The organism is Saccharothrix mutabilis subsp. mutabilis (assembly GCF_039521145.1).
GTDB classification, from domain to species: domain Bacteria; phylum Actinomycetota; class Actinomycetes; order Mycobacteriales; family Pseudonocardiaceae; genus Actinosynnema; species Actinosynnema mutabilis.
Genome location: NZ_BAAABU010000002.1, coordinates 63,820 through 88,551 on the forward strand (window position 1 = coordinate 63,820; position 24,732 = coordinate 88,551).

The following is a 24,732-nucleotide window of genomic DNA, read 5'->3' on the forward strand; positions in this document are numbered from 1 at the left end:
TGACGAGAGGGAGTACAGGTGGCCAAGGAGAAAGGCGGCTTCTGGGTGGGGTTCGCCGCGGCGGTCTTCTACCCGGTGACCGCGCTGCTCGCGCGGCGGCGCAACGAGGGCGGCGAGCACATCCCCAGGACCGGCGGCGCGCTCCTGGTGATGAACCACGTGTCCCACCTCGACCCGGTCTACGACGCCGTCTTCACGCACAAGCAGGGCCGGGTGCCGCACTTCCTGGCCAAGCACAGCCTGTGGAACGTCCCGTTCGTCGGCACCGTCATCAAGGGCGCGAAGCAGATCCCCGTCTACCGGGGCACCTCCGACGCCCAGCAGAGCCTCCGCGCCGCCCACGACGCCCTGGAGCAGGGCCTGGTCGTGGTCATCTACCCCGAGGGCACGATCACCAAGGACCCCGACGGCTGGCCGATGACGTGCCGCACCGGCGTCGCCCGGCTCGCGCTGGAGCACGACGTCCCGGTGCTGCCCGCCGCCCGCTGGGGCACCCGCGAGATCTACGACCACTACCGCAAGCAGTTCCGGCCGTTCCCGCGCAAGACGATCGTGACCAGGGTCGGCGCGCCGGTGGACCTGTCGGCCTACCGGGGCAAGCCGGAGACCCTGCCGCTGCTGCGCGAGGTCACCGACGTGATCATGGGCGAGGTCAAGGACCTGCTGGCGGACGTGCGCCAGGAGACCGCGCCCGAGGGCTTCTACTCCGCGAAGAAGAGCTGACCGTGGAACGCGTCGCGGTGATGGGTGCGGGGTCGTGGGGCACGACCTTCGCGAAGGTGCTCGCCGACGCGGGCACGGACGTCGTCCTGTGGGCCCGCCGGGCGGAGGTCGCCGACGAGATCACCCGGTCCCGGGTGAACTCCGACTACCTGCCCGGCACGAAGCTGCCGGCGAACCTGGTGGCCACCCACGACCCGGAGAAGGCGCTCGACGGCGCGCAGGCGGTCGTGCTGGGCGTGCCGAGCCAGACCCTGCGGACCAACCTCGCCGAGTGGCGGCCGTTGCTGCCCGCCGGCGCGACCCTGGTCAGCCTGGCCAAGGGCGTCGAGCTGGGCACGCTCAAGCGGATGAGCGAGGTCGTGCGCGAGGTCGCCGACGTGCCCGAGGACCAGGTGGCCGTGGTGTCCGGGCCGAACCTGGCCAAGGAGATCGCGGCCGAGCAGCCGACCGCCACGGTCATCGCGTGCATCGACCACGACCGGGCCGTGGACCTCCAGCACGCGTGCTCCACCCCCTACTTCCGGCCGTACACCAACGTGGACGTGGTCGGCTGCGAGCTGGGCGGGGCGTGCAAGAACGTCATCGCGCTGGCGTGCGGCATGGCGGCGGGGCTCGGGTTCGGCGACAACACGATGGCGTCGATCATCACCCGCGGCCTGGCCGAGACCGCGCGGCTGGGCGCGGCGCTGGGCGCGGACCCGTTGACCTTCGCCGGGCTGGCCGGGCTGGGCGACCTGGTGGCGACCTGCGCGTCCCCGTTGTCGCGCAACCGGTCGTTCGGGGAGCGGCTGGGGCGCGGCGACACCGTGGCGCAGGCGCAGGAGGCCGCGCACGGGCAGGTCGCCGAGGGCGTGAAGTCGTGCTCGTCGATCCGCGAGCTGGCGGCGCGGCTGGGCGTGGACATGCCGATCACCGACGGCGTGCACCGCGTGTGCCACGAAGGGCTGGACCCGAGGCTGCTCACGGCCGCGTTGCTGGAGCGCGAGCGGAAGGCGGAGCGGCAGTGAACTGGGGCGACGGCACGCGGGTGGTCCACTCCGTCCCGCCGGTGCCCGGGGAGCCGTTCGGCGCCAACCCGGTGTTCGCCTCCGCCTACCACTTGGGCGGCGACGACACCTACGGCCGCCCGCACAACCCGACCTGGCGGGCGTTGGAAGCGGCGCTCGGGTCGCTGGACGGCGGCGAGGCGGTGCTGTTCCCGTCCGGGATGGCGGCGATCTCGACCGTGCTGCGGGTCGTCCTCGCGCCGGGTGACACCGTGGTCGTGCCGTCGGACGGGTACTACCTGACCCGGACGCTGGTCGCGGAGATGCCGGTGGAGGTCGTGGAAGCGCCCACCGCCGGGCCGTACCCGTCGTTCGAGGGCGTGCGGCTGGTGCTGTTGGAGTCGCCGTCCAACCCGGGCCTGGACGTGTGCGACATCACGGCGTTGGCGCGTTCCGCGCATGACGCCGGCGCGTTGGTCGCCGTGGACAACACCACCGCGACGCCGTTGGGCCAGCGGCCGTTGGAGCTGGGCGCGGACATCGTGGTGAGCAGCGACACGAAGGCCGTGGCCGGGCACAGCGACGTCCTGCTCGGGCACGTGTCCACGGCGGACCCGGAGCTGGCGGAGAAGGTCCGCACCGCGCGGACGGTCGGCGGCGCGATCCCCGGCCCGTTCGAGACCTGGCTGGTGCACCGCGGGCTGGGGACGCTGGACCTGAGGCTGGCCCGGCAGGCCGAGAACGCGGCGGCGCTGTACGAGGTCCTGAAGTCGCATGGGGCGGTGCGGAACCTGCGGTGGCCCGGGAGCCCTTCGGACCCCGCGCACGCCGTGGCGAGCAGGCAGATGCGGCGGTTCGGCGGGGTGCTGACGTTCGAGCTGGCTTCGGCGGAGGCGGTGGCCGGGTTCCTGGAGCGGTCGGCGTTGGTGGCGGCTTCCACGAGTTTCGGCGGCCTGCACACGACGTGCGACCGGCGGGCGCAGTGGGGTGACCCGGTGCCCGAGGGGCTGGTGCGGCTGTCCGCCGGGTGCGAGGACACGGCGGACTTGGTGGCGGACGTGCTCGCGGCTCTTGATCACTCGGCCGGCTGAAAACCGGTCCCACGGCGTGGGAGGGCTTGCCCGGGAGGGTCGGTGCTGTCACCCTCTCTGGCATGTCCTTCCGCGCCATGAGCCACGGGCGGGGTCACATCGACCTCAGCCTGGTCGCCAGCGCGCTGTGTTCCTGTCGGTGATCGATTCGCGTCCTGTGGGCTTCCGGCTCACGCTTCCGCACATCACCGAAGAAGAAGGAACCATGTTCGCCGTTCCGGAGAACACCATCGCCCTGCCCCAGTCGCACGCGGCCCTGCACCCGGTGCGGATCGCGCTCGACGTCGCGGCGCGGCGGGAGCGCTGGGCCCACCTGCTGCGCTACGACCCCGACACCCGCTTCGCCGCGCTGGTCGAGAAGACCGAGCGGCAGGAGGTGTGGCTGATGAGCTGGCTGCCCGGCCAGTCCGCCGACCTGCACGACCACGGCGCGACCAGCGGGGCGTTCACGGTGGTCAGCGGCGCGCTGACGGAGGTCGTCGCGCCCGGCCCGACCCAGGTGCTGCACCACCTGGTGGCCGGCCAGTCGCGGGTGTTCGGCCCGAACTACGTCCACCAGGTGCGCAACGACGGGGCGGACCCGGCCGTGACGATCCACGTCTACCGCGACGGCGAGCGCACGATGCGCCCGTTCGGCTTCGACCCGGTCACGGGGCCGGTGCCGCTCTAGGTGTGCGCCGCTCTAGGTGTGCGCCGCTCTAGGCGTAGGCCGCTCTAGGCGTACGGGGTGCCGGCGCGCTGCGCGACGTGCGGCGGCACGTCCCACTCGCCGACCAGCGTCGGGTCCGGCTCGGGCTTGCCCCACGCGGAGTGCAGCGGCAGGACGCCGGCCCACTTCTCGCCGGCCCGCACGTCCTCGTCCTCGTCGCCGGGCGGGCCGGAGCGGATCTTCACCGACGCCTCGGTGAGGTCCAGCGCCAGGACGGAGGTCGCGGCGAGTTCCTTCGCCGTGGGGCGGCGGGCGTAGTCCCACGAGCCGGGCGCGATGTGCTCGGTGAGCAGGCGCAGGGCGTGGGTCTTCTCCTCCGGGTCGGTGATCGGGACGGCGGTGCCGTGCACGACGGCGGCGCGGTAGTTCATGGAGTGGTCGAACACCGAGCGCGCGTAGACCACGCCGTCCAGCACGGTCACCGTGACGCACACCGGCACGCCGGTCGCGGCCTCGCGCAGGCTGCGCGCGCCGGTGGAGCCGTGCAGGAACATCCGGTCGCCGTCGCGGCCGAAGCCGGTCGGCAGCACCAGCGGCGCGCCGTCCACGACCACGCCGAGGTGGCACACGAGGGCCGCGTCCAGGACGGCGTGCAGGGCGGCCCGCTCGGTGACCGCGCGGTGCTTGCCGCGCCTGATCGTGCTGCGATCGGTGGGGGAGAGCGGGGTCGGCGTCGTCATGCGCCCACCCTCGCCGGTAAAGTGGCACCTCACAAGGGCCAATTTCCCGGCGATCGAGGAGGCCACTTTGGTCGAAACGGCACTGCCCGTGACCCTGGACCGCACCTCCGCCGAGCCGTTGGCCGTGCAGCTGGCCGACGCCCTGCGCGCGGCGGCGGCCGACGGGCGGCTGCGCCTGGGCGACCGGCTGCCGTCCACCCGGGCGCTGGCCGAGCGGCTGGGCGTGAGCCGGACCGTGACGGCAGCAGCATACGAGCAGCTGCACGCCGAGGGCTGGATCGCCGGGCGGCACGGGTCCGGGACGTACGTCACGACCACCCCGCCGGGCGCCCTGAAGGCCAAGCCGCGCAAGGCGACGGTGTCCGCCGCGCCCGCCGACGTGGTGGACCTCGCGCCCGGCGCCCCGTGGGCCGAGGGCCTGGACCGGGCGGCGTGGCGGCGCGCGTGGCGGGCGGCGGCGGACGCCCTGCCGCTGTTCCGGCCCCAGCGCGCCGGGCTGCCCGAGTACCGCGCGGTCGTCGCCGAACACCTGCTGCGGCACCGGGGACTGGCCGTGCGCGGCGGGCTGAGCGACGAGCAGGTCCTGGCCACCGGCGGGACCACGGCGGCTCTGGTGGAGTTGTCGGCGGCGGTGTTCAAGCCCGGTGACGCGGTGGCCGTGGAGGAACCCGGCTACCAGCGGGCGGTGTGGGCGTTGCGGTCGGCGGGGGTGAAGGTCGTGCAGGCCCCCGTGGACGAAGAGGGCCTGCTGGTCGAGGGCGTGCCGGCGGGCGTGCGGGGCGTGTACTGCTCGCCGGCCCACCAGTACCCGATGGGCGGCCGGATGTCGGCGGCGCGGCGGGTCGCGCTGGTCGAGCGGGCGCGGGCGGAGAAGTGGCTCGTGGTCGAGGACGACTACGACGGCGAGCTGCGCTTCGACGTGGCCCCGCTGCCGCTGCTGGCCGCGCTCGCGCCGGACGTGGTGGTGCACCTGGGGACCACGAGCAAGATCCTCACCCCGACGCTGGGCGCGGGGTGGATGGTCGCGCCCGAGCGGATCGCGTCCGACGTGCTGGCGCACCGGGACCGGACCGGGACGAGCCCGTCGGCGGCGGGGCAGCGGGTGCTGGTCGAGCTGGCGCGGCACGGCGACCTCGGGCGGCACCTGCGCAAGCTGCGGCGCGAGCTGTCGGAGCGGCGGGCGCTGGTGGCCTCGACGCTGGCGGCGGCGGGCGTGGCGGTGCTCGGCGACGACGCCGGGGCGCACGTGGTGGTCGTGCTGGAGGACGCGGCGGCCGAGCGGGAGCTGCTCGCCGAGGCCGAGGCGCGCGGGTTCCGGCTGGACGGCCTGGCCCGGCACCACGCCGGCCGGCCGAAGGTGTTCGGGGTGGCGATCGGGTACGGCGCGTGCTCCCGCGAGCAGCTCGACCGGGCGCTGCCGGTGTTGGTGGAGCTGCTGGGATCCCGCGTTACGCCATCCGGGTAGGGTCGCTGACCATGACACGAAAGACCAAGGTCGCCGTCGTGTTCGGCGGGCGAAGCAGCGAGCACATGGTCTCCTGCCTGTCCGCGGGCAGCATCCTCCCGCACCTGGACCGCGAGCGGTTCGAGGTGGTGCCGGTCGGCATCACCCACGAGGACGGCCGGTGGGTGATCGGCGCCGACGACACCAAGGCGCTGGAGGTGCGCGACCGCCAGTTGCCGTCGGTGAACTCGCTGGTGCCCGTGTCCGGCGGCGAACTGGTGCCGGTGTCGCCCGACGAGGTGCTGTCCGACGTGGACGTGGTGTTCCCGGTGCTGCACGGGGCGTGGGGCGAGGACGGGACCATCCAGGGCCTGCTGGAGCTGGCGTCCATCCCGTACGTGGGGCCGGGCGTGCTGGCTTCGGCGGTGGCGATGGACAAGGAGTTCACCAAGCGGCTGCTCCAGGGCGCCGGGCTGCCGGTGGGCGAGTTCGTGGTGCTGCGGCGGGACCAGGACACGCTGTCGGCGGACGACCGGGAGCGGTTGGGCTTGCCGGTCTTCGTGAAGCCGGCCCGGGCCGGGTCGTCGGTGGGCATCTCGAAGGTCGTGGACTGGTCGCACCTCGACAGCGCGATCGCGTTGGCGCGCAAGACCGACCCGAAGGTCATCATCGAGGCCGCGGTGTCGGGGCGCGAGGTCGAGTGCGGGGTGCTGGAGTTCCCGGACGGGCGGGTGGAGGCTTCCCTGCCGGCGGAGCTGCGCGTGGTCGGCGGTGCCGTCGACTGGTACGACTTCGACGCCAAGTACCTGGACGACGTGTGCGAGTTCGACATCCCGGCCAAGCTGGAGCCGCACGTGGCGGAGGCTTTGCGGGAGATGGCGGTCACGGCGTTCCGGGCGTTGGACTGCCAGGGGTTGGCCCGGGTGGACTTCTTCGTCACGGATTATGACGAGTTGGTGGTGAACGAGGTGAACACGATGCCCGGGTTCACCCCGATTTCGATGTATCCGCGGATGTGGGCAGAGACCGGGGTGGATTATCCCGACCTGTTGACCACGTTGATCGAGACTGCGTTGGCTCGGGGGACCGGGCTGCGCTGAGGTTGAGCGCTGAGGTTGAGCGCTGGGGTTGAGCGCTGGGGTTGAGCGCTGGGGGTGCTCGCTGGGGGTGCTCGCTGGGCTTCGTGCCTTGCCCAAAAGACAAAAGCGCCTCGCCGGCGGGCAGGCCGCCGGGGAGGAAGAGCGAAAAGCGGGGGCTTTTCCGTCCTCCCCGTATGGCCTGGCGGAGCCGACCACACTTCGGCGGGGTCGGTCGAAAAACTTTTGCTCGTTCCTCGCAAAACTTTTTGGCCCGACCCCGCCGAAGTGTGGTAGCCCTTCGGGCAGGCCATACGGGGAGGACGGAAAAGCCCAAAAGCGGGGGCGCTGCGCGCCCCTGGGCTGTGTGCGGGCTTTCAGCCCTTGGTGTCCACGGGTACTGGTGGGAGGGTGTCCCTGATCGTGGTCGAGATGTCCTGTAGGGGGCCTGTGCCCGCGTCTGCCGGGACGGTCAGCGCCACGTACACCGGGCGGTCGACCACGTACCACGTCGAGGCGCCTGCCTGGCTGATCTCCAGCCACTGCACGTCCGAGATGACCCGCAGCTGCGACGTCTGGGTCAGGTCGCTCGGCCGGTCCAGGCCGCAGCGCAGGATGATCGGCTCGTGCTTCGCGTCACCCCACGCCAGCGCGCCCGCCGGAGCGGGGCTCGCCAAGTCCCGGCGGGGCATCTGCGCGCCGTTGGAGACCAGTTGCATCGGCAGCTTGCTCAGCAGCGCCTTGCACTCCTCGGACTCCGCCTTCGGCGCGGGCACGGGGACCAGGGCCACCGGGCCCGAGCGGTCCGCGGTGGGGCCTGCCGGGTCTTCCTTGCCGCTCGCGCCCAGGAAGAGGCCCACGGCCGCCACGCCCGCCGCCAGCAGAGCGGGCAGGCCGATGGCCACCGCGAGCAGCGGGCGGGGGAGCAGGGACGTGCGTTCCGGTTCCTGTGCCACCCCGTTATGACAACACGGGCCTACAGGTGGACCACCGGGCAGGTCAGTGTTCGCGTGATGCCCTCGACGTTCTGGATGCGGGCGACCACGAGCTGTCCCAACTGGTCGACGGTGTCGGCCTCGGCGCGGACGATGACGTCGTACGGGCCGGTGACGTCTTCCGCGGTCGCGACGCCGGGGATGCCGGAGATCTCTGCCGCGACGGCGGCTGCCTTGCCGACCTCGGTCTGGATGAGGATGTATGCGTGCACCACGGCGTGCCCCTTCGTCGCGACAGGTTAGGTCGAGGTAGGAACGTGGTCAGCAACGTACCCCAGTTGGGGTTCCGAATGCTCAGAACGGGAGGCAATCTTGCGTCCGGAGCCGCCGCTGAACGCGGACACGGTCGCTGAAGTGGGTGAGTTCGGTCTCATCCGCCGGGTGACGGCCGGTAGGACGCAGCCGCCGACGACGCTCCTCGGACCCGGTGACGACGCGGCCGTCGTGGCCGCGCCGGACGGGCGGGTCGTGGTGTCCACCGACGTGCTCGTCGAGGGTGTCCACTTCAGACTCGACTGGTCGTCTCCCGAGCAGGTCGGCCGCAAGGCGGCGGCCGTCAACCTGGCCGACGTCGCGGCCATGGGAGCCGTGCCCACGGCCCTCACCGTGGGCCTCGCCTGCCCGGCCGACACGCCCTCCTCGGTGGTGGAGGGGATCACCGCCGGGCTGTGGCAGGAAGCCGCCGCCGCGGGGGCCGGTGTGGTGGGCGGGGACATGGTGTCCTCGGCGACACTGGTGATCTCCGTTACGGCCATGGGCGACATGAACGGTTTGGAGCCCGTCACCCGGTCGGGAGCCCAAGTGGGTGATGTCGTGGCGGTGTGCGGGCGGCTCGGCTGGGCGGCCGGTGGGCTGGCGGTGTTGCAGCGCGGGTTCCGGTCGCCGGTGGCGGTCGTCGGGGCGCAGCGGAACCCCGAACCCCCGTACCCGGCGGGACCCCAGGCGGCGGCGGCCGGCGCGACGGCGATGATCGACGTCTCCGACGGGCTGCTCGCCGACCTCGGCCACATCGCGGACGAGTCGGGCATCGGCATCGACATCCGCACCGAACTGCTGGAGGTCCACCCCCGCCTGCTGGACGTGGCCTCCGCCCTGGGCGCGGACGCCCGGCACTGGGTGCTCACCGGGGGCGAGGACCACGCGCTGGCGGCCACGTTCCCGGACCCGAAGACCGTCCCGGAGGGGTGGCGGACCATCGGCACCGTGCGGCACGGGAGCGGGGTGACCGTCGACGGCCGGGCCTACGAGAAGCCGCCTGGCTGGGAGCACTGGCGATGATGCCTGGACGCGCGGGTTAACCTGGTTGGTGTGGAACTATTCACGCGGGCGTATGACCATCCAGACTCGGCGAAGCTGATCGCGGACCTCCAGCAGGTCTTCGTGGTCCGCTACGGCGACCAGGACGTCACCCCGGTCGACCCCGCGCAGTTCGCCGCGCCCCTGGGGCACTTCGTCGTCGGCTACCTCGACGGCGTGCCGGTGGCGTGCGGCGGCTGGCGGGCGCACGACGTGGAGGACGCGTCGATCCGTCCCGGCGACGCCGAGATCAAGCGCATGTACACGGCGGACTCCGTGCGGGGGCGGGGTCTGTCGCGGGTGGTGCTGGCGGAGCTGGAGTCCTCGGCGCGGGCCGTCGGGCGCACGCGGATGGTCCTGGAGACCGGGACGCGGCAGCCGGAGGCGATCCGGCTCTACGAGACCAGCGGGTACGAGCGCATCGACAACTTCGGTGTCTACCGGCATCATCCGGACAGCCTTTGCTTCGCGAAGGAGCTGTAGGAGGACCGCTGTGCCGATCTGCGCGCTGGGCGTGACCCACCGCAAGGATCTTCGCCGGATCGACTGAGATAGGGTCCACCGCCGTGGCACGACCCCTTGAGGAAATCATGGAGGCCGGGTGGGCGCGCGCGCTCGCGCCGGTGGCCGACCAGATCGCGAAGATGGGCGAGTTCCTGCGTGCGGAGGTGGCCGCGGGGCGGACCTACCTGCCGGCCGGGGAGAACGTGCTGAGGGCGTTCCAGCAGCCGTTCCACGGGGTGCGGGTGCTGATCGTGGGCCAGGACCCGTACCCGACGCCGGGGCACGCGGTGGGCCTGTCGTTCTCGGTGTCGCCGGAGACGCGGCCGATCCCGAAGTCGCTGATCAACATCTACAAGGAGTACATGGACGACTTGGGGCACCCCAAGCCGTCCAACGGCGACCTGACGCCGTGGACCCAGCAGGGCGTGTTGCTGCTCAACAGGGCGCTGACCGTGCAGCCGGGCAAGTCGAACTCCCACCAGGGCAAGGGGTGGGAGGCGGTGACCGAGCAGGCGATCAAGGCGCTGGCGGAGCGGTCGGAGCCCCTGGTGGCGATCCTGTGGGGGCGCAACGCGCGCAACCTGCGGCCGATGCTGGAGCCGTTCCCGTGCATCGAGTCGGCGCACCCGTCGCCGTTGTCGGCGGCGGCCGGGTTCTTCGGGTCGAAGCCGTTCTCGCGGGCCAACGAGCTGCTGGTCGAGCAGGGCGCCGAGCCGATCGACTGGAAGCTGCCCTAGCGGGGTGCGGGCGCGGGCCGGCGCTGTGAGGTTCGCCGCCCGCGCCGCCGTGGGCTCCGCTGCCGCTTGGTGCCTTGCACGCCGAAAGGCCCCCGGAGCGAACCCCGGGGGCCTTTCGACAACGTTCGGACGCGGGTGTCAGCCGCGAACCACCTTGCCCGCCTTCAGGCACGAGGTGCACACGTTCAGCCGCTGCCGCTGCGAAGACGAGACCTTCGCGCGCACGGTCTGGATGTTCGGGTTCCACCGGCGGTTGGTGCGCCGGTGGGAGTGCGAGACCGACTTGCCGAAGCCCGGCCCCTTGCCACAGACGTCGCACACGGCAGCCACGTCAGCCACTCCTTAAGGTTTCTCCAGCGGTACTCACGCCCCGGCGGGCGCGCAAGCGTGCACAAGCCTCAGCCGGGCATGGCAACCTGGACAGGGTAGCCCGTCGGTCGCGACGCCTCCAAACCGGGGCCTGTCGGGATCGAATACCCTCCCCGCCATGCAGGCTCTCGATGCGGTCGCGGTGCGCCGGTGGGCGGACGCGTGTGTCCGGTCCCTGGACGCCAACCGGGACGACATCGACCGCATCAACGTCTTCCCCGTGCCCGACGGTGACACCGGCACGAACCTGACCCAGACCATGCGCTCCGCCCAGGACTCCCTCCTGCGCGCCCGCGCCGACGACGCCGGTCAGGCCCTCGCCGCGCTGGCCAGGGGCGCGCTGCAAGGCGCCCGGGGCAACTCCGGCGTGATCATCTCCCAGGTCCTGCGCGGCCTGGCCGAGGCCGCCCAGGGCGTGTCCGAGGCGGGCGGGGCGGCCATCCGGGCCGCGTTCAAGCGGGCCGACGAGCTGGCCACCGCCGCCGTGTCCAAGCCGGTCCCGGGGACCGTCCTCACCGTGCTGCACGCCGCCGCCGAGGCGGCCCGCGACTGCCCCTCCGACGACCTCGACGAGGTCGTCACGGCCGCCGCCAAGGCCAGTGCCGAGGCCCTCGCCGACACACCGCGCCAGCTCGCCGTCCTGGCCAAGGCCGGCGTGGTGGACGCGGGCGCGAAGGGCCTGGTCGTGCTGCTGGACACGCTGGTCGCGGTGATCACCGGCCAGCCCGTGGAGCACCGGAAGAGCACCGCGCCCCCGCGCACCGCCGAAGCCCTGACCACCGCCCGCGAGGCCGGGTCCACCGACTTCGAGTACGAGGTCATGTACCTGCTGGACGACCCGACCGACCCCGAGGACCTCAAGCAGCGCCTCAACGCCCTGGGCGACAGCGTCTCCGTGGTCGGCGACGGCGCGGGCCTGTGGACCGTCCACGTCCACTGCAACGACATCGGCGCGGCCGTCGAGGCGGGCGTCGAGCAGGGCCGGCCGCACCGGATCACGGTCGCCCGGTTCGCCGACCAGGTCGAGGCGCAGGCGGTCCGGTTCGGGCAGGACCGCGCGGTGGTCGTGGTGGTCGACGGGGACGGCGCGCGGGAGCTGTTCGAGGCCGAGGGCGCGGTCGCGGCGGCGCCCACCGCCGACCCGGCCGGCCTGCTCGCCCTCATCGCGGGCACCCGCGCGCGGCACGTGACCGTCCTGCCGACCGGCGAGGACATGCGCGGCCCGGTGGACGAGGCCGTCGCCTACGCGGTCGCGGCCGGGCAGGACGTGGTGGTCGTGCCGGCGTTCTCGCCGGTGCAGGCGCTGGCCGCGCTGGCCGTGCACGACCCGAACCGCCGCGCCGGCGACGACGTGGTGGCGATGGCCGAGGCCGCCGCCGCGACCCGGCGCGGCGAGGTGCGGGTCGCCGAACGGCAGGCCATCACGTGGGTGGGCCGCTGCGAACCCGGCGACCTGCTGGCCATGCAGGACGGCGAGGTGGTCATGGTCGAGCCGGCGGGCACCGACCCGGCCGCGCTCGCCTGCCGCCTGGTGGACCGGATGCTGGCCGGCGGCGGGGAGCTGGTGACCGCGCTGCTGGGCGAGGACGCCCCCGACGGGCTCGCGGAAACACTCGAAAGCCACCTCAGGATCGCCCATCCGGAGGTTGAAATCACGACGTACCGCGGTGGACAGCCCGGCGCCGCGCTCGTTGTCGGTGTCGAGTAGTTGAATGGTCCGCGATGACGACCTTCGACGACAAGCTGGTGTCGGTGCTGGGCAAGAAGAGCGCCGACGCGCTGGAGAGCGGACTCGGCCTGACGACGGTCGGTGAGCTGCTGCGGCACTACCCGCGCCGCTACGACGAGCGCGGCAAGCTCACCGAGATCAAGGGCCTGGAACTGGGCGAGCACGCGACCGTCCAAGCACGCGTGAAAAGCGTCCGGCACCGCAGGATGAAGAGCCGCAACGGGGAGCTGCTCGAAGCCGTGATCACCGACGGGTCCTCGGACCTGCACCTGGTGTTCTTCGGCCGCGGGTCGCGGACCGTGGAGCGGGAGCTGCTGCCGAACCGCGAGGCGATGTTCGCGGGCAAGGTCGGCATGTTCAACGGCAAGCTCCAGCTCGCCCACCCCGACTACCAGGTGCTCGACGACGCCACCGACGACGCCGCCGCGAAGTTCGCGGGCGCGTTCATCCCGGTCTACCCGGCGGCGCAGGGGATCCAGTCCTGGCACGTGTCCAACTGCGTCGAGCAGGTGCTGGCCGTGTGGGAGGGTCTGGACGAGGACCCGCTGCCGGAGCGGCTGCGCGAGTCGCAGGACCTGATCGGGTTGGAGAAGGCGATCCGGTTCGTCCACCGCCCGGGGAGCTGGGCCGAGATCACCCTCGCGCAGCAACGACTGAAGTGGGACGAGGCCCTCGCCGTGCAGCTCGCCCTGGCCCAGCGCCGCAAGTCCGCCACCGCCCGCCCCGCGCCCGCGTGCCCGCCCAAGCCGGGCATGGTCCGCGACGCCTTCGACGCGCGGCTGCCGTTCAAGCTCACCAAGGGGCAGGAGGAGGTCGGCGAGGCGATCGCGCGCGACCTGTCCGGCGAGCACCCGATGAACCGCCTGCTCCAGGGCGAGGTCGGCTCGGGCAAGGCCCAGCCGCTGGACGCGCTCGTGCTCACCCCCGAGGGCTTCGTGCCGATGGGGGAGATCGAGGTGGGCTCGGCGGTGGTCGCCGCCGACGGCACCACGACGACCGTCACCGGCGTCTTCCCGCAGGGCGAGCGCGAGGTGTACCGGGTGGTGCTCTCGGACGGGAAGTCCGTCGAGTGCGACCTCGACCACCTGTGGCAGGTGCACACCGGCGAGGTCAAGACGCTGCGCGAGCTGCGCGACGACCTCCACGACCTCGACGGCACGCCGAAGTGGCGGCTGCCGCTGGTGACCGCGCCGGACGTCGACTGCGTCGAGCTGGCGCCGGTCAAGGAACGCCACGAGCTGCTCCAGGGCCTGCTCACCACCGGCGGCCGGTGCGACGGCGTGGACGTCGTGTTCCGCACCGAGTCGGAGAACCTCGCCGAGTACGTCAGCGAGCTGGCCGAGTCGCTGGGCGGCACGGGCAGCATCGCGTTCGGCTACGAGCTGCACGAGGTGACCGTGCGGCTGCCCGAGGAGTTCCCGCCGTTCCGCGACGCCCTCGACCGCACCGCGCCGCCGGTGCGCCGGGTCGAGGCGGTCGAGTTCGTCGGCGTGAAGCCGGTGCAGTGCATCTCGATCGCGCACCCGTCCCGGCTGTACGTGACCGACCACTTCGTCGTCACGCACAACACGATGGTGGCGCTGCGGGCGATGCTCCAGGTCGTGGACGCGGGTCGGCAGGCCGCCATGCTCGCGCCCACCGAGGTGCTCGCCGCGCAGCACGCCCGGTCGCTGAGCGAGCTGCTGGGCGACCTCGGGCAGGCGGGCGAGCTGGGCGCGGCCGAGCACGCGACCCGGGTGACCCTGCTGACCGGGTCCATGAACACCGCCCAGCGCAAGAAGGCGCTGCTGGAGATCATGACCGGCGAGGCCGGGATCGTCGTCGGCACCCACGCCCTGATCCAGGACAAGGTCGAGTTCCACGACCTGGGCCTGGTGGTGGTGGACGAGCAGCACCGGTTCGGCGTCGAGCAGCGGGCCGCGCTGAGCGGGCGCGCGGGCGGGTCCACCCCGCACGTGCTGGTGATGACCGCGACCCCGATCCCGCGCACGGTCGCCATGACCGTCTACGGCGACCTTGAGGTTTCCGCGCTGCGCGAGCTGCCCGCCGGCCGGTCGCCGATCAGCACGTCCGTGGTGCCGGTGGCGCAGAAACCGTCCTGGCTGGACCGGGCGTGGCAGCGCATCCACGAGGAGGTCCGCAAGGGCCACCAGGTGTACGTGGTGTGCCCGCGCATCGGCGACGGGGAGAGCGAGGAGGACACCCCGCCGAAGAAGGACGACTCGTCGGACCGCCGCCCGCCGCTGGCCGTGGTGGACGTGGCGCAGAAGCTGTCCGAGGGGCCGTTGCACGGCCTGCGGATCGACATCCTGCACGGCCGGATGCCCCCGGACGAGAAGGACGCCGTCATGCGGGCCTTCGCCGCGGGCGAGGTGCAGGTGCTGGTCGCCACGACCGTGGTCGAGGTCGGCGTGAACGTGCCGAACGCGACCGTCATGGTGATCATGGACGCCGACCGGTTCGGCGTGAGCCAGCTCCACCAGCTGCGCGGCCGGGTCGGCCGGGGCAGCGCGCCGGGGCTGTGCCTGCTGGTGACGGAGATGCCCGACGGGACCTCGACCATGGAGCGGCTGCGCGCGGTGGAGTCCACACTGGACGGTTTCGAGCTGGCCCAGCTCGACCTGGAGCTGCGGCGCGAGGGCGACATCCTCGGCGCGGCCCAGTCGGGCAAGCGGTCGGGGTTGAAGATGCTCTCGCTGCTGCGCGACGAGGACGTCATCGCGCAGGCGCGGATCGTGGCCACCGAGGTCGTCGACGCCGACCCGGACCTCGTCGCCCACCCGGGCCTGGCCGGCCTGGTGGCCGGGCTGCTGGACGAGGAGCGGGCGGAATACCTGGAGAAGGCGTAACGCGGATGCCGGGGGACTACGCCCAAGCGCGCGCCGAGGCGCTGGAACTGCTGCGCGGCCGGCCGGACCTGAGCGAGGTGGTCGTGCGCTCGATGGTGCCGGGGTGGCTGGCCACGCGGTACCTGTGGTCGATGGAGGCCTCGGGCGCGGTGATGCTGCTGGGCGGGGTCCTGTCGTGGCTGGCCAACCCCGGCCCGTGGTTCCTGCACGCGGTGGACCTGCTGCTGCTCGTGCTGGGCGCGGCCACGCTGGTGCGGGTGTGGCACGAGATCCGGCACCGGCGGGCGGAGGCGATGCGGCTGCGCGAGCACGGTCCCGACGAGTGCGACACGCTGCTGGACTCCGGGGTGGTGTTCCACGCGCGACCGTGGTGGCGGCGGCTGCTGGGGCTGTCGTTCGACCTGGCGGTGGTCGCGCTGCCGGTGGTGGTGGCGGTGCGGGCGTGGACCGCCGGTGACGCCGGGCAGAAGCTGTTCGCCGTGCTCGCGGTGGGGTGCGTGCTGCTGGGGTCGGTGCTGATGGTGCACGCGGCGCGCACCAGTTGGCAGTGGCGGCGGGCGTTCCTGTGGGAGTTCGACCTGGACCTGCCGCCGGTGCGCGAGGAGTGGCACGTCCTGCTGCGGTGAGCCGTTCGCACCGGAATTCCCATCGAATTCCGATGCTCCTCGGCCGTAAATGTGCGGAACGGATGTGCGTCCGAACCGCCTATTGTTCGCTGTGCCACTATTCCCGGCATCTTTCCGCGGTCACCGGAGGCACGGTTGGCGCTGGTCGAGCGATTCGTCCTGGGCGTGGACGTCAAGGATTCCTCGGCGCTGCCCGCGCGCGTCCAGACCAAGCTCTACGAGGAGCTGGACCGGATGCTCGACGAGGCGTCGGCCCGGGTCGGGCTGGACCGGTCGGGGTGGACCAGGCAGCCCGGCGGCGACGGCGAGGTGGCCGTGCTGCCCGCGGACGTGGACCTGGTCGCGCTGGTGGGCGACTTCGTCCTGCGGCTGGACCGGCTGCTCACCGACCACAACGAGATCTCCGCGCCGACGGCCCGGCTGCGGGTGCGGCTCGCGATGCACACCGGGGCGTTGACGCCCAGCAGGTTCGGCTTCGCCGGTCCGGCCCTGGTCACGCTGGCGCGGCTGCTGGACTCGAAGCCGGTGCGCGCCGCCCTGGACGCCGCGCCCACCGCCAACCTGGCGCAGATCATCTCCGACTCGCTGTTCCACAAGGCCGTGGCGGCCGAGCTGGACGGGCTGCGCCCGCGGCAGTTCCGGCAGGTCAGGGTGGACGTGAAGACCTTCCACGAGACCGCGTACGTGCACGTGCCCGGCGGCCCGCACCCGCCGCCGCGGGCCTCGGCCGGCGGTTCGCCGCAGGGTTCACCGCACGGTTCGTCGCTCGGGCCGCCGCACGGTTCGTCGCTCGGGCCGCCGGCAGGTTCGCCGTACGGGCCGCCGCAGGGTTCGCCGCTCGGGCCGCCGCGGGGTTCGCCGTTCGCGCCGGGGCTTGAGCCGCTGATCACCATCGCGCGGCGTGCGGGTGGGCAGCCGGAAGGTTCGGCCCGGGGTGAGCCGGCGGGGTCGCCGGAGCCGGTGGGGTCGGGCGCGGCGGGGTCACCGGGGGTCGTGGAGCCGCCCGAGCTGGGCGAGGACGTCCGGCGGCTGCTGGCCGACCTGGGCGCCGCGCTGGGTGACCGCGCCTGGGAGCGGGCCGACGCGTTGACCACCGCCGCCCTGCTCACCGAGGCCGACCGGGTCGAGGAGGGCTGGCTGCGCTCGGGTGACGGCGCGAAGCTCACCGACCGGCTGCTGACCGAGCTCGACGCCGCCTGGTCGCGGCACTCCGGCGGCGCGTGGGGGTTCCGCGCCCAGTTGGAGGGCGTCGGCGGGACGTCCGCCGCCGGGTACTTCCGGTCGCTGTCCACCGCTTTCGGGTGGCGCGCGGACGACGACGGGACCGACCCCCCGTACGCCGAGTTCGGCCGGCGGGCGGACCGGTCCCGGCCGTTCTACCCGACGCTGCGCAACCCGGACCGCGAGCGGTTCCCGGAGTGGCACGACGAATGGTCGGACACGGTCGTGGCGACCCACGGGCGGCTGCGGTCCTGGGCGTGGTGACGGAGGTGCTGCTCGTGGCGGTGGTGTGGGCGCTCCCGGCGGTGGCGTTCGCGGTCTGGCTGGCGGTGACCGGCTGGTGGCGGCTGTCCGACGACGAGGTCGGGATCGTGGTGAAGCGCTTCGGGCGGCGGCGGCGCGACGACGACCCGAAGGTGAGCCTGTACGGGGCGAAGGGCGTGCAGGCGGCGGTGCTCGCGCCCAACTCGTTCGAGTTCCTGCCGAAGTTCCTCTACGACGTCCACCGGGTGCCGGTGACCCACGTGCCCAGCGGCACGATCGGGGTGGTGGTCGCCAAGGTCGGCCGGCCGCGCCCGCCGGGCCGGGCGATCGCGAAGCACGTCGAGTGCGACCACTTCCAGGACGCCGCCGCGTTCCTGCGCGCGGGCGGCGAGCAGGGCCGGCAGCAGGAGGTGCTGGTCAGCGGGTCCTACCGGATCAACACCCGGGCGTTCACCGTGATCACCGTCGACCGGCCGGAGGAGATGGCGCGCGAGCGCCTGACCGAGGCCGACCTGACCGACGTGGACGTCGAGGTCGGCGAGGCGGGCGTGGTGATCACCCGGCTGGGCGGCAAGCCGGACCCGAGCGAGGTCGGCCCGGTGGTCGAGGGCCACGAGGGGTTCCAGCTGCCGTGGGTGTTCCAGGAGCGCGGCGGGCGGCTGGGCGTGCAGCGGGAGACGCTGGACGGCGGTGGCCGGTACCCGCTCAACCCGTGGTTCGCGCACGTGGTGAAGGTGCCGACGCGGGTGCTGATCCTGGAGTGGAACCGCGAGCCCAAGCCCGGTGACAACCTGGACGTGTCGCTGGAGCAGATCGTGCTGGACGTGCAGGGCTACACGGTCCGCCTGGACATGAAGCAGACCGTCCAGATCCCGCCCGAGGTGGCGCCGGAGCTGGTCCTGCGCTTCGGCACGCGCGGCCCGGACGCCCAGACCCCCGTGCAGCAGTTCGTGCAGAAGGAACTCGCGCCGATCGTGAAGAGCTACTTCCGGCGCAAGGCCGCCACCTACCGGATCCAGGAGTTCATCACCAAGTACAGCGAGGTGAGCAACGACCTGGCCGACGCGGTGCGGCAGGCGATGAAGCCGATCGGGGTGCGGGCGATCCGGACCACGCTGGAAGAGTTCGAGTGCGACCAGCAGGACATCAACGACCTGCGCCGGGACATCGCCAACCAGGAGAAGCGCGCCGAGCTGGAGTCGGCGGAGCTGGCGGCGCTGACCAAGCGCGAGGCCGCGCGCGACCAGATCGAGCTGCAGCGGATGAAGGTCCGGGAGGCCGAGGCCGAACTGGCGCTGGTGGAGATCCGCGCGCTGGTCAAGCTGCTCGGCCCGGCGCAGGTGGCGACCGAGCGGATCGTGCGCGAACTGGCCAAGGCCCCGGTGCCGCAGGTGATCGGCGGCAGCGGCGACATGGCGCAGCAACTGCTCGGCGTCATGCCGATCGCCCAGGCCCGGGACATGCTGATGACCCTGCTCGACCAGAACCCGCCTCGACCCCGCGCGGTGGAAGAGTAGTAACGTCGCCGCACTGTGCGCCGTGTGCTGCTAGCCCTGATGCCGTTGTTGCTGGTCGCGTGCACGACCGGCGGCGAGGTCGCGCCCCCGACGTCGTCCTCGCCGCCCAAGGGCGACCTGGCGGTGCTGGCGGAGAGGATCGACCAGCGCCGGTCGGAGCTGAAGACGGCCCGGTTCCACACGGAGGGCTTCGCGTCGGACGGCGCGTCCACCGAGGTCCGCAACGTCGTGGACGGCACCCTGCGCCAGGAGCCCGAGGGCGTGCGGGGCGCGATGACGATGACCATGACCACCGCCGGCCAGAACCGGAAGATGGACATGGTGATCGCCCAGGAGGGCATCTACGTCCACGTCGACGGTGCCCCGATGCCCGAGGGCAAGCGGTGGGGCCTCTACACGTCGGGCAACAACGGCGAGGTGACGGCGTTGTTGCGGGGTTTCGGGCCCGGCGCGACGGTCGGCGCGGAACTCGACTACGTGCAGCCCCGGGCGGCGCTGATCGTGTCGAAGGCGTCCGAGGCCGTGGACGGGGTGGCGGCGACCCGGTACGACCTGGTGGTCGACCCGCTGAAGATGGCGAAGATCATCAAGGACTCGGACACCCAGTTGCAGCACACGCAGTTGGCGGAGCACGGGGTGACGATCAACGCCGTGGTGTGGGTGGACGGGGAGGGGACCCCGGTGAAGGCGGAGTACCGGTTCGAGCTGGACGGCAAGGTGGTGAAGCAGTCGACCACCCGGTTCATGGAGTGGGGCGGGACGTTCGACGTGCCGCTGCCCCCGGCCGCGGAGGTCGTCCCGGCCGACCAGCTCCCCGGCTGATCCCCCTCGGGGGAGGACCGGCCGGGAGCGCGGCTACTTCCGCTTCGGGACGGGGAGCTGCTTCGTGGGCTGCTCGGACACCGGGGTGTCGGTGGCGTTCGAGGGCTCGGCGACGGCCCCGGCCCCGGCCTCGGCCTCGGCTGAGGCCTCTTCTTCCGCCTCCACGTCCAGGGGCGTGAGGCTGGCCACCGCGTTCAGGACCGCCTCCTGCGCCGCCGTGAACTGCTCGGTCAGCGCCTTGTGGACGGTGTGCAGCTCGGTGAGCTTGCGGTCGGCGGCCGTGATGCGGCTGTCGGCGTAGGTGTCCGCCTCGGCGGTCTTCCGCTCGGCCGCCGCCTTCGCCTCGGCGAGGGTCTTCTCCGCCTGCGCGGACGCCTCGGCCAGCTGCTTCTCCGCCGCCGCGTTGGCCTCGGCCACGGCCTTCTCCGCCTTGGCCAGCGCCGCGGACTCCAGCTCGGCGACCTGCCGGGCGGACTCCGCGCGGAGCTTCTCCACCTCGGCGCGGGCCTCTTCCAGCAGCTTCGCGGCCTCGGCCTTGGCCTCCACGACGTGCACCTCGTGCTCCTTGCGGAGCGTGGTGCGCAGCTCGTCGTACTCCTTGTCGAGGTCGTCGTGGTAGCCCTTGTACTTCGCGTCGAGGTCCACCCGGCGCTTTTCCAGGTCCTTGGTCTTCTCGTCGAACTCGGCCGCCAGGCGGTCGTGGTCGGCGCGGGTCTGGGCGAGCAGGGCCTCGTGCTCGGCGGTCAGCTTGGCGCGCAGCTCCTCGTGCGTGCGCTCCAGCTCGGCCCGGCGCTCCTGGTACTGCTGCTCCAGCTCGGCCGTGCGCTGCTGGTGGGCCGCCTCCAACTGCTTGCGGCGCTCCTCGACCTCGCCCATCGCGCGCTGGTGGGCGGCGCGGCCCTCGGCGGCGAAGCGCTCGGCCTCGGCCCGGGTGGCGTTGGCCTGGTCGAGCGCGCCCTTGCGGATGTCGGCGATCTCCTCCTCGGCCAGGGTCATCATCACGCGCACGCGTTCGGTGACGTTCGAGGCGTTGACCGGGCTGTTGGCCAGGTTGCCCAGCTGCGCCTTGACCTTGTCCAGCTCCGCGCGGGTGCCGTTGAGGAGCTTGGTCAGCTCGCCCACCTGGGCCGCCGCCGCGTCGCGCGCCCGGTTGGAGTTCTTGAGGTCGAACTCCAGCCGTGTCACGCGCTCGTTGACCTGCCGCTGGTTGTACCCGCGCAGAACGACGTCGAAATGGGTGCGGGCAGCAGGCTGCCCCGTCCCTTCAGCCCCGGCCATAAGCCCAACCCTACCGAGAAGTCCAGTCCGTCATTCACCCGATGCAGCGAACGCGCTGTAACGGGTCGGTGATCCTGCGCTCACAGTCCACCGCACCCGCGGCCGTCCCGCAGTGTGAGCCGTTCGGTCGGGGGCTGCGGGTCGGACCTCCGCACGGGACAATCCCCCCGGCCGAGCCGTGCTTGACCGGGTGAGTGAACGATCACGATGACGTCCGTCACGTGGGATGAACCTCCCGACCAGCGGGAACCTCACGGTAGCGTGCCTTGATTGACCGCCGAGTGACCTGGGAGGGAACGCCGAATGTTCCGCAAGGTTCTTGTCGCCAACCGCGGCGAGATCGCGATCCGGGCTTTTCGCGCTGCCTACGAGCTGGGCGCCGGCACGGTTGCCGTCTTCCCCCACGAGGACCGCAATTCACTGCACCGGCTGAAGGCCGACGAGTCCTACGAGATCGGTGAACCCGGCCACCCCGTCCGGGCCTACCTCTCCGTCGACGAGATCATCAAGGCCGCCCGCAAGGCGGGCGCCGACGCGGTGTACCCGGGCTACGGCTTCCTGTCGGAGAACCCCGAGCTGGCCAAGGCGTGCGCCGACGCCGGGATCACGTTCGTCGGACCGCCGTCCGAGGTGCTGGAGCTGACCGGCAACAAGGCGCGCGCGATCGCCGCCGCCCGCGAGGCCGGGCTGCCCGTGCTGCGCTCCAGCGAGCCGTCCAGCGACATCGACGCGCTGGTGGAGGCCGCGAAGGGCATCGACTTCCCGGTGTTCGTGAAGGCCGTCGCCGGCGGTGGTGGCCGCGGCATGCGCCGCGTCGAGGACCCGGCCGCGCTGCGGGAGGCCCTGGAGGCCGCGTCCCGCGAGGCGGAGTCGGCGTTCGGCGACCCGACGGTGTTCCTGGAGCAGGCCGTCGTCGAGCCGCGCCACATCGAGGTGCAGATCCTCGCCGACGGCGAGGGCAACGTGATGCACCTGTTCGAGCGGGACTGCTCGGTGCAGCGCCGCCACCAGAAGGTCATCGAGATCGCGCCCGCGCCCAACCTCGACCCCGAGCTGCGCGAGCGCATCTGCAACGACGCCGTCCGGTTCGCCCGCCACATCGGCTACCGCAACGCGGGCACGGTCGAGTTCCTGCTCGACCCGCAGGGCCGGTACGTCTTCATCGAGATGAACCCGCGCATCCAGGTCGAGCACACGGTGACCGAAGAGGTCACCGACGTGGACCTGGTGCAGTCGCAGATGCGCATCGCCTCCGGCGAGACGCTCGACGACCTGGGCCTGAGCCAGGACACCGTGCAGCTGCGCGGCGCGGCCCTCCAGTGCCGCATCACCACCGAGGACCCGGCCAACGGGTTCCGCCCGGACACCGGCATGATCAGCGCCTACCGCTCGCCGGGCGGCTCGGGCATCCGGCTCGACGGCGGCACCACCGGCGCGGGCACCGTGGTCAGCGCGCACTTCGACTCGATGCTGGTGAAGCTGTCCTGCCGCGGCCGGACCTTCGCCGCCGCCGTCGCCCGCGCCCGGCGCGCCGTGGCGGAGTTCCGCATCCGCGGCGTGTCCACGAACATCCCGTTCCTGCAGGCGGTGCTGGACGACGAGGACTTCTACCAGGGTCGGGTCACCACCTCGTTCATCGAGAAGCGCCCGCACCTGCTCACCGCGCGGCACTCGGCCGACCGCGGCACGCGCCTGCTGACCTACCTGGCGGACGTGACGGTCAACAAGCCCAACGGCCCGCGCCCGTCCGCGGTGGACCCGAAGGACAAGCTGCCGGCCGTGGACCTGGGCGTCGAGCCGCCCGCCGGGTCCAAGCAGAAGCTGACCGAACTGGGTCCCGAGGGCTTCGCCCGCTGGCTGCGGGAGAGCAAGGCGCTCCAGGTCACCGACACGACCTTCCGCGACGCCCACCAGTCGCTGCTGGCGACCCGCGTGCGCACCAAGGACCTGCTCGCGGTCGCGCCGCACGTGGCGCGCCTGACGCCGCAGCTGCTGTCCCTGGAGGCGTGGGGCGGCGCGACCTACGACGTGGCGCTGCGGTTCCTCGCCGAGGATCCGTGGGAGCGGCTGGCGGCGCTGCGTGCAGCCGTACCCAACATCACGCTCCAGATGCTGCTGCGGGGCCGGAACACCGTCGGCTACACGCCGTACCCGGAGGCCGTGACTTCGGCGTTCGTGGAGGAGGCGACGAAGACCGGTATCGACATCTTCCGAATCTTCGACGCCTTGAACGACGTCGAGCAGATGCGGCCGGCGATCGAGGCGGTCCGGGAGACCGGGACGGCGGTCGCCGAGGTGGCCCTGTGCTACACCGCCGACCTGTCCAACCCGGACGAGCGGCTCTACACGCTCGACTACTACCTCAAGCTGGCCGAGCAGATCGTCGGCGCGGGCGCGCACGTGCTGGCCGTGAAGGACATGGCGGGCCTGCTGCGCCCGCCGGCCGCGGCCCGGCTGATCACCGCGCTGCGCAAGGAGTTCGACCTGCCGGTGCACCTGCACACCCACGACACGGCGGGCGGCCAGCTGGCGACCTACCTCGCGGCCATCCAGTCCGGTGTGGACGCGGTGGACGGCGCGGCGGCGTCCATGGCGGGGACGACGTCCCAGCCGCCGCTGTCGGCGATCGTGGCGGCCACTGACCACACCGAGCACTCCACGGGCCTGTCGTTGCAGGCGGTGTGCGACATCGAGCCGTACTGGGAGGCCGTGCGCAAGGTGTACGCGCCGTTCGAGTCCGGCATCCCCGGCCCGACGGGTCGCGTGTACCACCACGAGATCCCCGGCGGTCAGCTGTCGAACCTGCGCACCCAGGCGGTCGCGCTGGGCCTCGGGCAGAAGTTCGAGGAGATCGAGGCCATGTACGCGGCGGCGGACCGGATGCTCGGCCGCCTGGTGAAGGTGACGCCGTCGTCCAAGGTGGTCGGCGACCTGGCGCTGCACCTGGTGGGCGCGGGCGTGTCGCCGAAGGACTTCGAGGCCGACCCGGGCCGGTTCGACATCCCGGCGTCGGTCGTCGGGTTCCTGTCCGGCGAGCTGGGCGACCCGCCCGGCGGCTGGCCGGAGCCGTTCCGCAGCAAGGCGCTACAGGGTCGCGCGGCCCCGAAGGGCGTGGCCGAGCTGACGCCGGAGGACGAGGAGGGCCTGGCCTCGGACCGCCGCAACACCCTGAACCGCCTGCTGTTCCCCGCGCCGACGAAGGAGTTCCGCGCGCACCGGGACGCCTACGGCGACACGAGCGTGTTGACCAGCAAGGACTTCTTCTACGGCCTGCGGCCGGGCGAGGAGTACCAGGTCGACCTGGAGCCGGGCGTGCGCCTGCTGATCGGCCTGGAGGCCATCGGCGAGGCGGACGAACGCGGCATGCGCACGGTCATGGCCACCCTGAACGGCCAACTCCGGCCGATCCAGGTCCGCGACCGGTCGATCGCGGCGGAGATCCCGGCGGCGGAGAAGGCCGACCGCACCAACCCGGACCACGTGGCCGCGCCGTTCGCGGGTGTCGTCACGCCGTCGGTGGCGGAGGGCGACTCGGTGGAGGCCGGCCAGACGGTGGCCACCATCGAGGCCATGAAGATGGAGGCCGCCATCACCGCGCCGAAGGCCGGTCGCGTGAAGCGGTTGGCCGTGGGCGGGGTGCAGCAGGTCGAGGGTGGCGATCTGCTGATCGTGCTGGAGTGAGAGCCGGAGCCTGACCGGGCCGGGCGTCCCCGCGGGGGTGCCCGGCCCGTCCGCTGTCCGGGGGCGCCCGGCCGTCCTCCGCCACGTCGACTGGCGGTGACGCGGGTCTCGGGTTATCCCCTTCCGAGGGGGGAA

Annotated in this window: 21 protein-coding genes; 16 read left to right on the forward strand and 5 right to left on the reverse strand. The window is 72.5% G+C overall.

From position 1 onward, the window contains the following. Positions 1 to 18: 18 nt before the first annotated feature. The 4 genes from ABD126_RS04045 (at position 19) to ABD126_RS04060 (ending at position 3,470) form a co-directional block, all read left to right on the forward strand. Positions 19 to 723 carry a lysophospholipid acyltransferase family protein gene (locus ABD126_RS04045; protein WP_343932250.1) on the forward strand — a complete coding sequence of 235 codons (705 nt, stop codon included), beginning with the start codon at positions 19 to 21 and terminating at the stop codon, positions 721 to 723. A 20-nt stretch (positions 724 to 743) separates the two neighbouring features. Further along, positions 744 to 1,730 carry an NAD(P)H-dependent glycerol-3-phosphate dehydrogenase gene (locus tag ABD126_RS04050; protein WP_425542758.1) on the forward strand — a complete coding sequence of 329 codons (987 nt, stop codon included), beginning with the start codon at positions 744 to 746 and terminating at the stop codon, positions 1,728 to 1,730. Next, the gene (locus tag ABD126_RS04055; RefSeq protein WP_343932251.1) at positions 1,727 to 2,800 is read left to right on the forward strand and encodes a cystathionine gamma-lyase; all 1,074 of its coding nucleotides are present in this window, start codon (positions 1,727 to 1,729) and stop codon (positions 2,798 to 2,800) included. Before ABD126_RS04050 ends, ABD126_RS04055 begins: the two co-directional genes overlap by 4 nt. A 205-nt stretch (positions 2,801 to 3,005) precedes the next feature. Continuing rightward, on the forward strand, positions 3,006 to 3,470 hold the full coding sequence (locus ABD126_RS04060; RefSeq protein ID WP_343932252.1) for a cysteine dioxygenase: 465 nt from the start codon (positions 3,006 to 3,008) through the stop codon (positions 3,468 to 3,470). Between the two features lie 44 nt (positions 3,471 to 3,514). Here the strand turns inward: ABD126_RS04060 and ABD126_RS04065 are convergent, their stop codons facing one another. Then, positions 3,515 to 4,189 (reverse strand): pyridoxamine 5'-phosphate oxidase family protein, encoded by a 675-nt coding sequence (locus ABD126_RS04065; protein ID WP_343932253.1) that lies wholly within the window; start codon positions 4,187 to 4,189, stop codon positions 3,515 to 3,517. A gap of 67 nt (positions 4,190 to 4,256) precedes the next feature. On the opposite strand from ABD126_RS04065, the gene pdxR reads away from it, so the two are divergent. Continuing rightward, entirely contained in the window at positions 4,257 to 5,654 is a 1,398-nt protein-coding gene (gene pdxR, locus ABD126_RS04070) for a MocR-like pyridoxine biosynthesis transcription factor PdxR (protein ID WP_343932254.1), read from the forward strand. Between the two features lie 11 nt (positions 5,655 to 5,665). Then, the gene (locus ABD126_RS04075) at positions 5,666 to 6,733 is read left to right on the forward strand and encodes a D-alanine--D-alanine ligase family protein (RefSeq protein ID WP_343932255.1); all 1,068 of its coding nucleotides are present in this window, start codon (positions 5,666 to 5,668) and stop codon (positions 6,731 to 6,733) included. 353 nt (positions 6,734 to 7,086) lie between these two features. Here the strand turns inward: ABD126_RS04075 and ABD126_RS04080 are convergent, their stop codons facing one another. After that, positions 7,087 to 7,665, reverse strand: a complete 579-nt coding sequence (locus ABD126_RS04080) for a DUF3515 domain-containing protein (protein WP_343932256.1) — start codon at positions 7,663 to 7,665, stop codon at positions 7,087 to 7,089. Positions 7,666 to 7,685: 20 nt separating this feature from the next. Then, entirely contained in the window at positions 7,686 to 7,919 is a 234-nt protein-coding gene (locus ABD126_RS04085; protein WP_015104517.1) for an Lrp/AsnC family transcriptional regulator, read from the reverse strand. 97 nt (positions 7,920 to 8,016) lie between these two features. Between ABD126_RS04085 and ABD126_RS04090 the strand changes: the two genes are divergently transcribed. The 3 genes from ABD126_RS04090 to ABD126_RS04100 all read left to right on the forward strand — a co-directional run bounded on the left by ABD126_RS04090 (position 8,017) and on the right by ABD126_RS04100 (position 10,241). Continuing rightward, positions 8,017 to 8,982 carry a thiamine-phosphate kinase gene (locus ABD126_RS04090; protein WP_343932257.1) on the forward strand — a complete coding sequence of 322 codons (966 nt, stop codon included), beginning with the start codon at positions 8,017 to 8,019 and terminating at the stop codon, positions 8,980 to 8,982. Positions 8,983 to 9,012: 30 nt separating this feature from the next. After that, entirely contained in the window at positions 9,013 to 9,483 is a 471-nt protein-coding gene (locus tag ABD126_RS04095) for a GNAT family N-acetyltransferase (RefSeq protein ID WP_343932258.1), read from the forward strand. Between the two features lie 83 nt (positions 9,484 to 9,566). Then, positions 9,567 to 10,241: a uracil-DNA glycosylase gene (locus ABD126_RS04100; protein WP_343932259.1), complete on the forward strand. Its 675-nt coding sequence runs from the start codon at positions 9,567 to 9,569 to the stop codon at positions 10,239 to 10,241. A gap of 138 nt (positions 10,242 to 10,379) precedes the next feature. On the opposite strand, the gene rpmB is transcribed toward ABD126_RS04100, so the two are convergent. Continuing rightward, entirely contained in the window at positions 10,380 to 10,571 is a 192-nt protein-coding gene (gene rpmB / locus ABD126_RS04105; RefSeq protein ID WP_015804671.1) for a 50S ribosomal protein L28, read from the reverse strand. Positions 10,572 to 10,728: 157 nt separating this feature from the next. On the opposite strand from rpmB, the gene ABD126_RS04110 reads away from it, so the two are divergent. The 6 genes from ABD126_RS04110 (at position 10,729) to ABD126_RS04135 (ending at position 19,638) form a co-directional block, all read left to right on the forward strand. Next, entirely contained in the window at positions 10,729 to 12,318 is a 1,590-nt protein-coding gene (locus ABD126_RS04110) for a DAK2 domain-containing protein (protein WP_343932261.1), read from the forward strand. A 14-nt stretch (positions 12,319 to 12,332) separates the two neighbouring features. After that, positions 12,333 to 15,188, forward strand: a complete 2,856-nt coding sequence (locus ABD126_RS04115; protein ID WP_343932263.1) for a helicase-related protein — start codon at positions 12,333 to 12,335, stop codon at positions 15,186 to 15,188. Between the two features lie 5 nt (positions 15,189 to 15,193). Then, positions 15,194 to 15,814: a hypothetical protein gene (locus ABD126_RS04120; RefSeq protein ID WP_343932265.1), complete on the forward strand. Its 621-nt coding sequence runs from the start codon at positions 15,194 to 15,196 to the stop codon at positions 15,812 to 15,814. Between the two features lie 135 nt (positions 15,815 to 15,949). Continuing rightward, on the forward strand, positions 15,950 to 17,299 hold the full coding sequence (locus ABD126_RS04125; protein WP_343932267.1) for a GUN4 domain-containing protein: 1,350 nt from the start codon (positions 15,950 to 15,952) through the stop codon (positions 17,297 to 17,299). Then, the gene (locus ABD126_RS04130) at positions 17,293 to 18,816 is read left to right on the forward strand and encodes an SPFH domain-containing protein (protein ID WP_343932269.1); all 1,524 of its coding nucleotides are present in this window, start codon (positions 17,293 to 17,295) and stop codon (positions 18,814 to 18,816) included. Before ABD126_RS04125 ends, ABD126_RS04130 begins: the two co-directional genes overlap by 7 nt. Positions 18,817 to 18,840: 24 nt before the next feature. Continuing rightward, the gene (locus ABD126_RS04135) at positions 18,841 to 19,638 is read left to right on the forward strand and encodes an SCO4651 family lipoprotein (protein ID WP_343932271.1); all 798 of its coding nucleotides are present in this window, start codon (positions 18,841 to 18,843) and stop codon (positions 19,636 to 19,638) included. A gap of 33 nt (positions 19,639 to 19,671) precedes the next feature. Here the strand turns inward: ABD126_RS04135 and ABD126_RS04140 are convergent, their stop codons facing one another. Next, on the reverse strand, positions 19,672 to 20,916 hold the full coding sequence (locus tag ABD126_RS04140; RefSeq protein ID WP_343932272.1) for a coiled-coil domain-containing protein: 1,245 nt from the start codon (positions 20,914 to 20,916) through the stop codon (positions 19,672 to 19,674). 303 nt (positions 20,917 to 21,219) lie between these two features. Between ABD126_RS04140 and ABD126_RS04145 the strand changes: the two genes are divergently transcribed. Next, a complete protein-coding gene (locus ABD126_RS04145) occupies positions 21,220 to 24,597 on the forward strand; it encodes a pyruvate carboxylase (protein ID WP_343932274.1) in 3,378 nt (1,125 codons plus the stop codon). Positions 24,598 to 24,732 lie beyond the last annotated feature (135 nt).

What these genes read in the sequence shown, in the direction of transcription:
- ABD126_RS04145 (WP_343932274.1), top strand. Translation starts at nt 21,220, where the DNA reads ATGTTCCGCAAGGTTCTTGTCGCCAACCGCGGCGAGATCGCGATCCGG.
- ABD126_RS04115 (WP_343932263.1), top strand. Translation starts at nt 12,333, where the DNA reads ATGACGACCTTCGACGACAAGCTGGTGTCGGTGCTGGGCAAGAAGAGC.
- ABD126_RS04140 (WP_343932272.1), bottom strand. Translation starts at nt 20,916, where the DNA reads ATGGCCGGGGCTGAAGGGACGGGGCAGCCTGCTGCCCGCACCCATTTC.
- ABD126_RS04120 (WP_343932265.1), top strand. Translation starts at nt 15,194, where the DNA reads ATGCCGGGGGACTACGCCCAAGCGCGCGCCGAGGCGCTGGAACTGCTG.
- ABD126_RS04060 (WP_343932252.1), top strand. Translation starts at nt 3,006, where the DNA reads ATGTTCGCCGTTCCGGAGAACACCATCGCCCTGCCCCAGTCGCACGCG.
- ABD126_RS04050 (WP_425542758.1), top strand. Translation starts at nt 744, where the DNA reads ATGGGTGCGGGGTCGTGGGGCACGACCTTCGCGAAGGTGCTCGCCGAC.
- ABD126_RS04075 (WP_343932255.1), top strand. Translation starts at nt 5,666, where the DNA reads ATGACACGAAAGACCAAGGTCGCCGTCGTGTTCGGCGGGCGAAGCAGC.
- ABD126_RS04065 (WP_343932253.1), bottom strand. Translation starts at nt 4,189, where the DNA reads ATGACGACGCCGACCCCGCTCTCCCCCACCGATCGCAGCACGATCAGG.
- ABD126_RS04110 (WP_343932261.1), top strand. Translation starts at nt 10,729, where the DNA reads ATGCAGGCTCTCGATGCGGTCGCGGTGCGCCGGTGGGCGGACGCGTGT.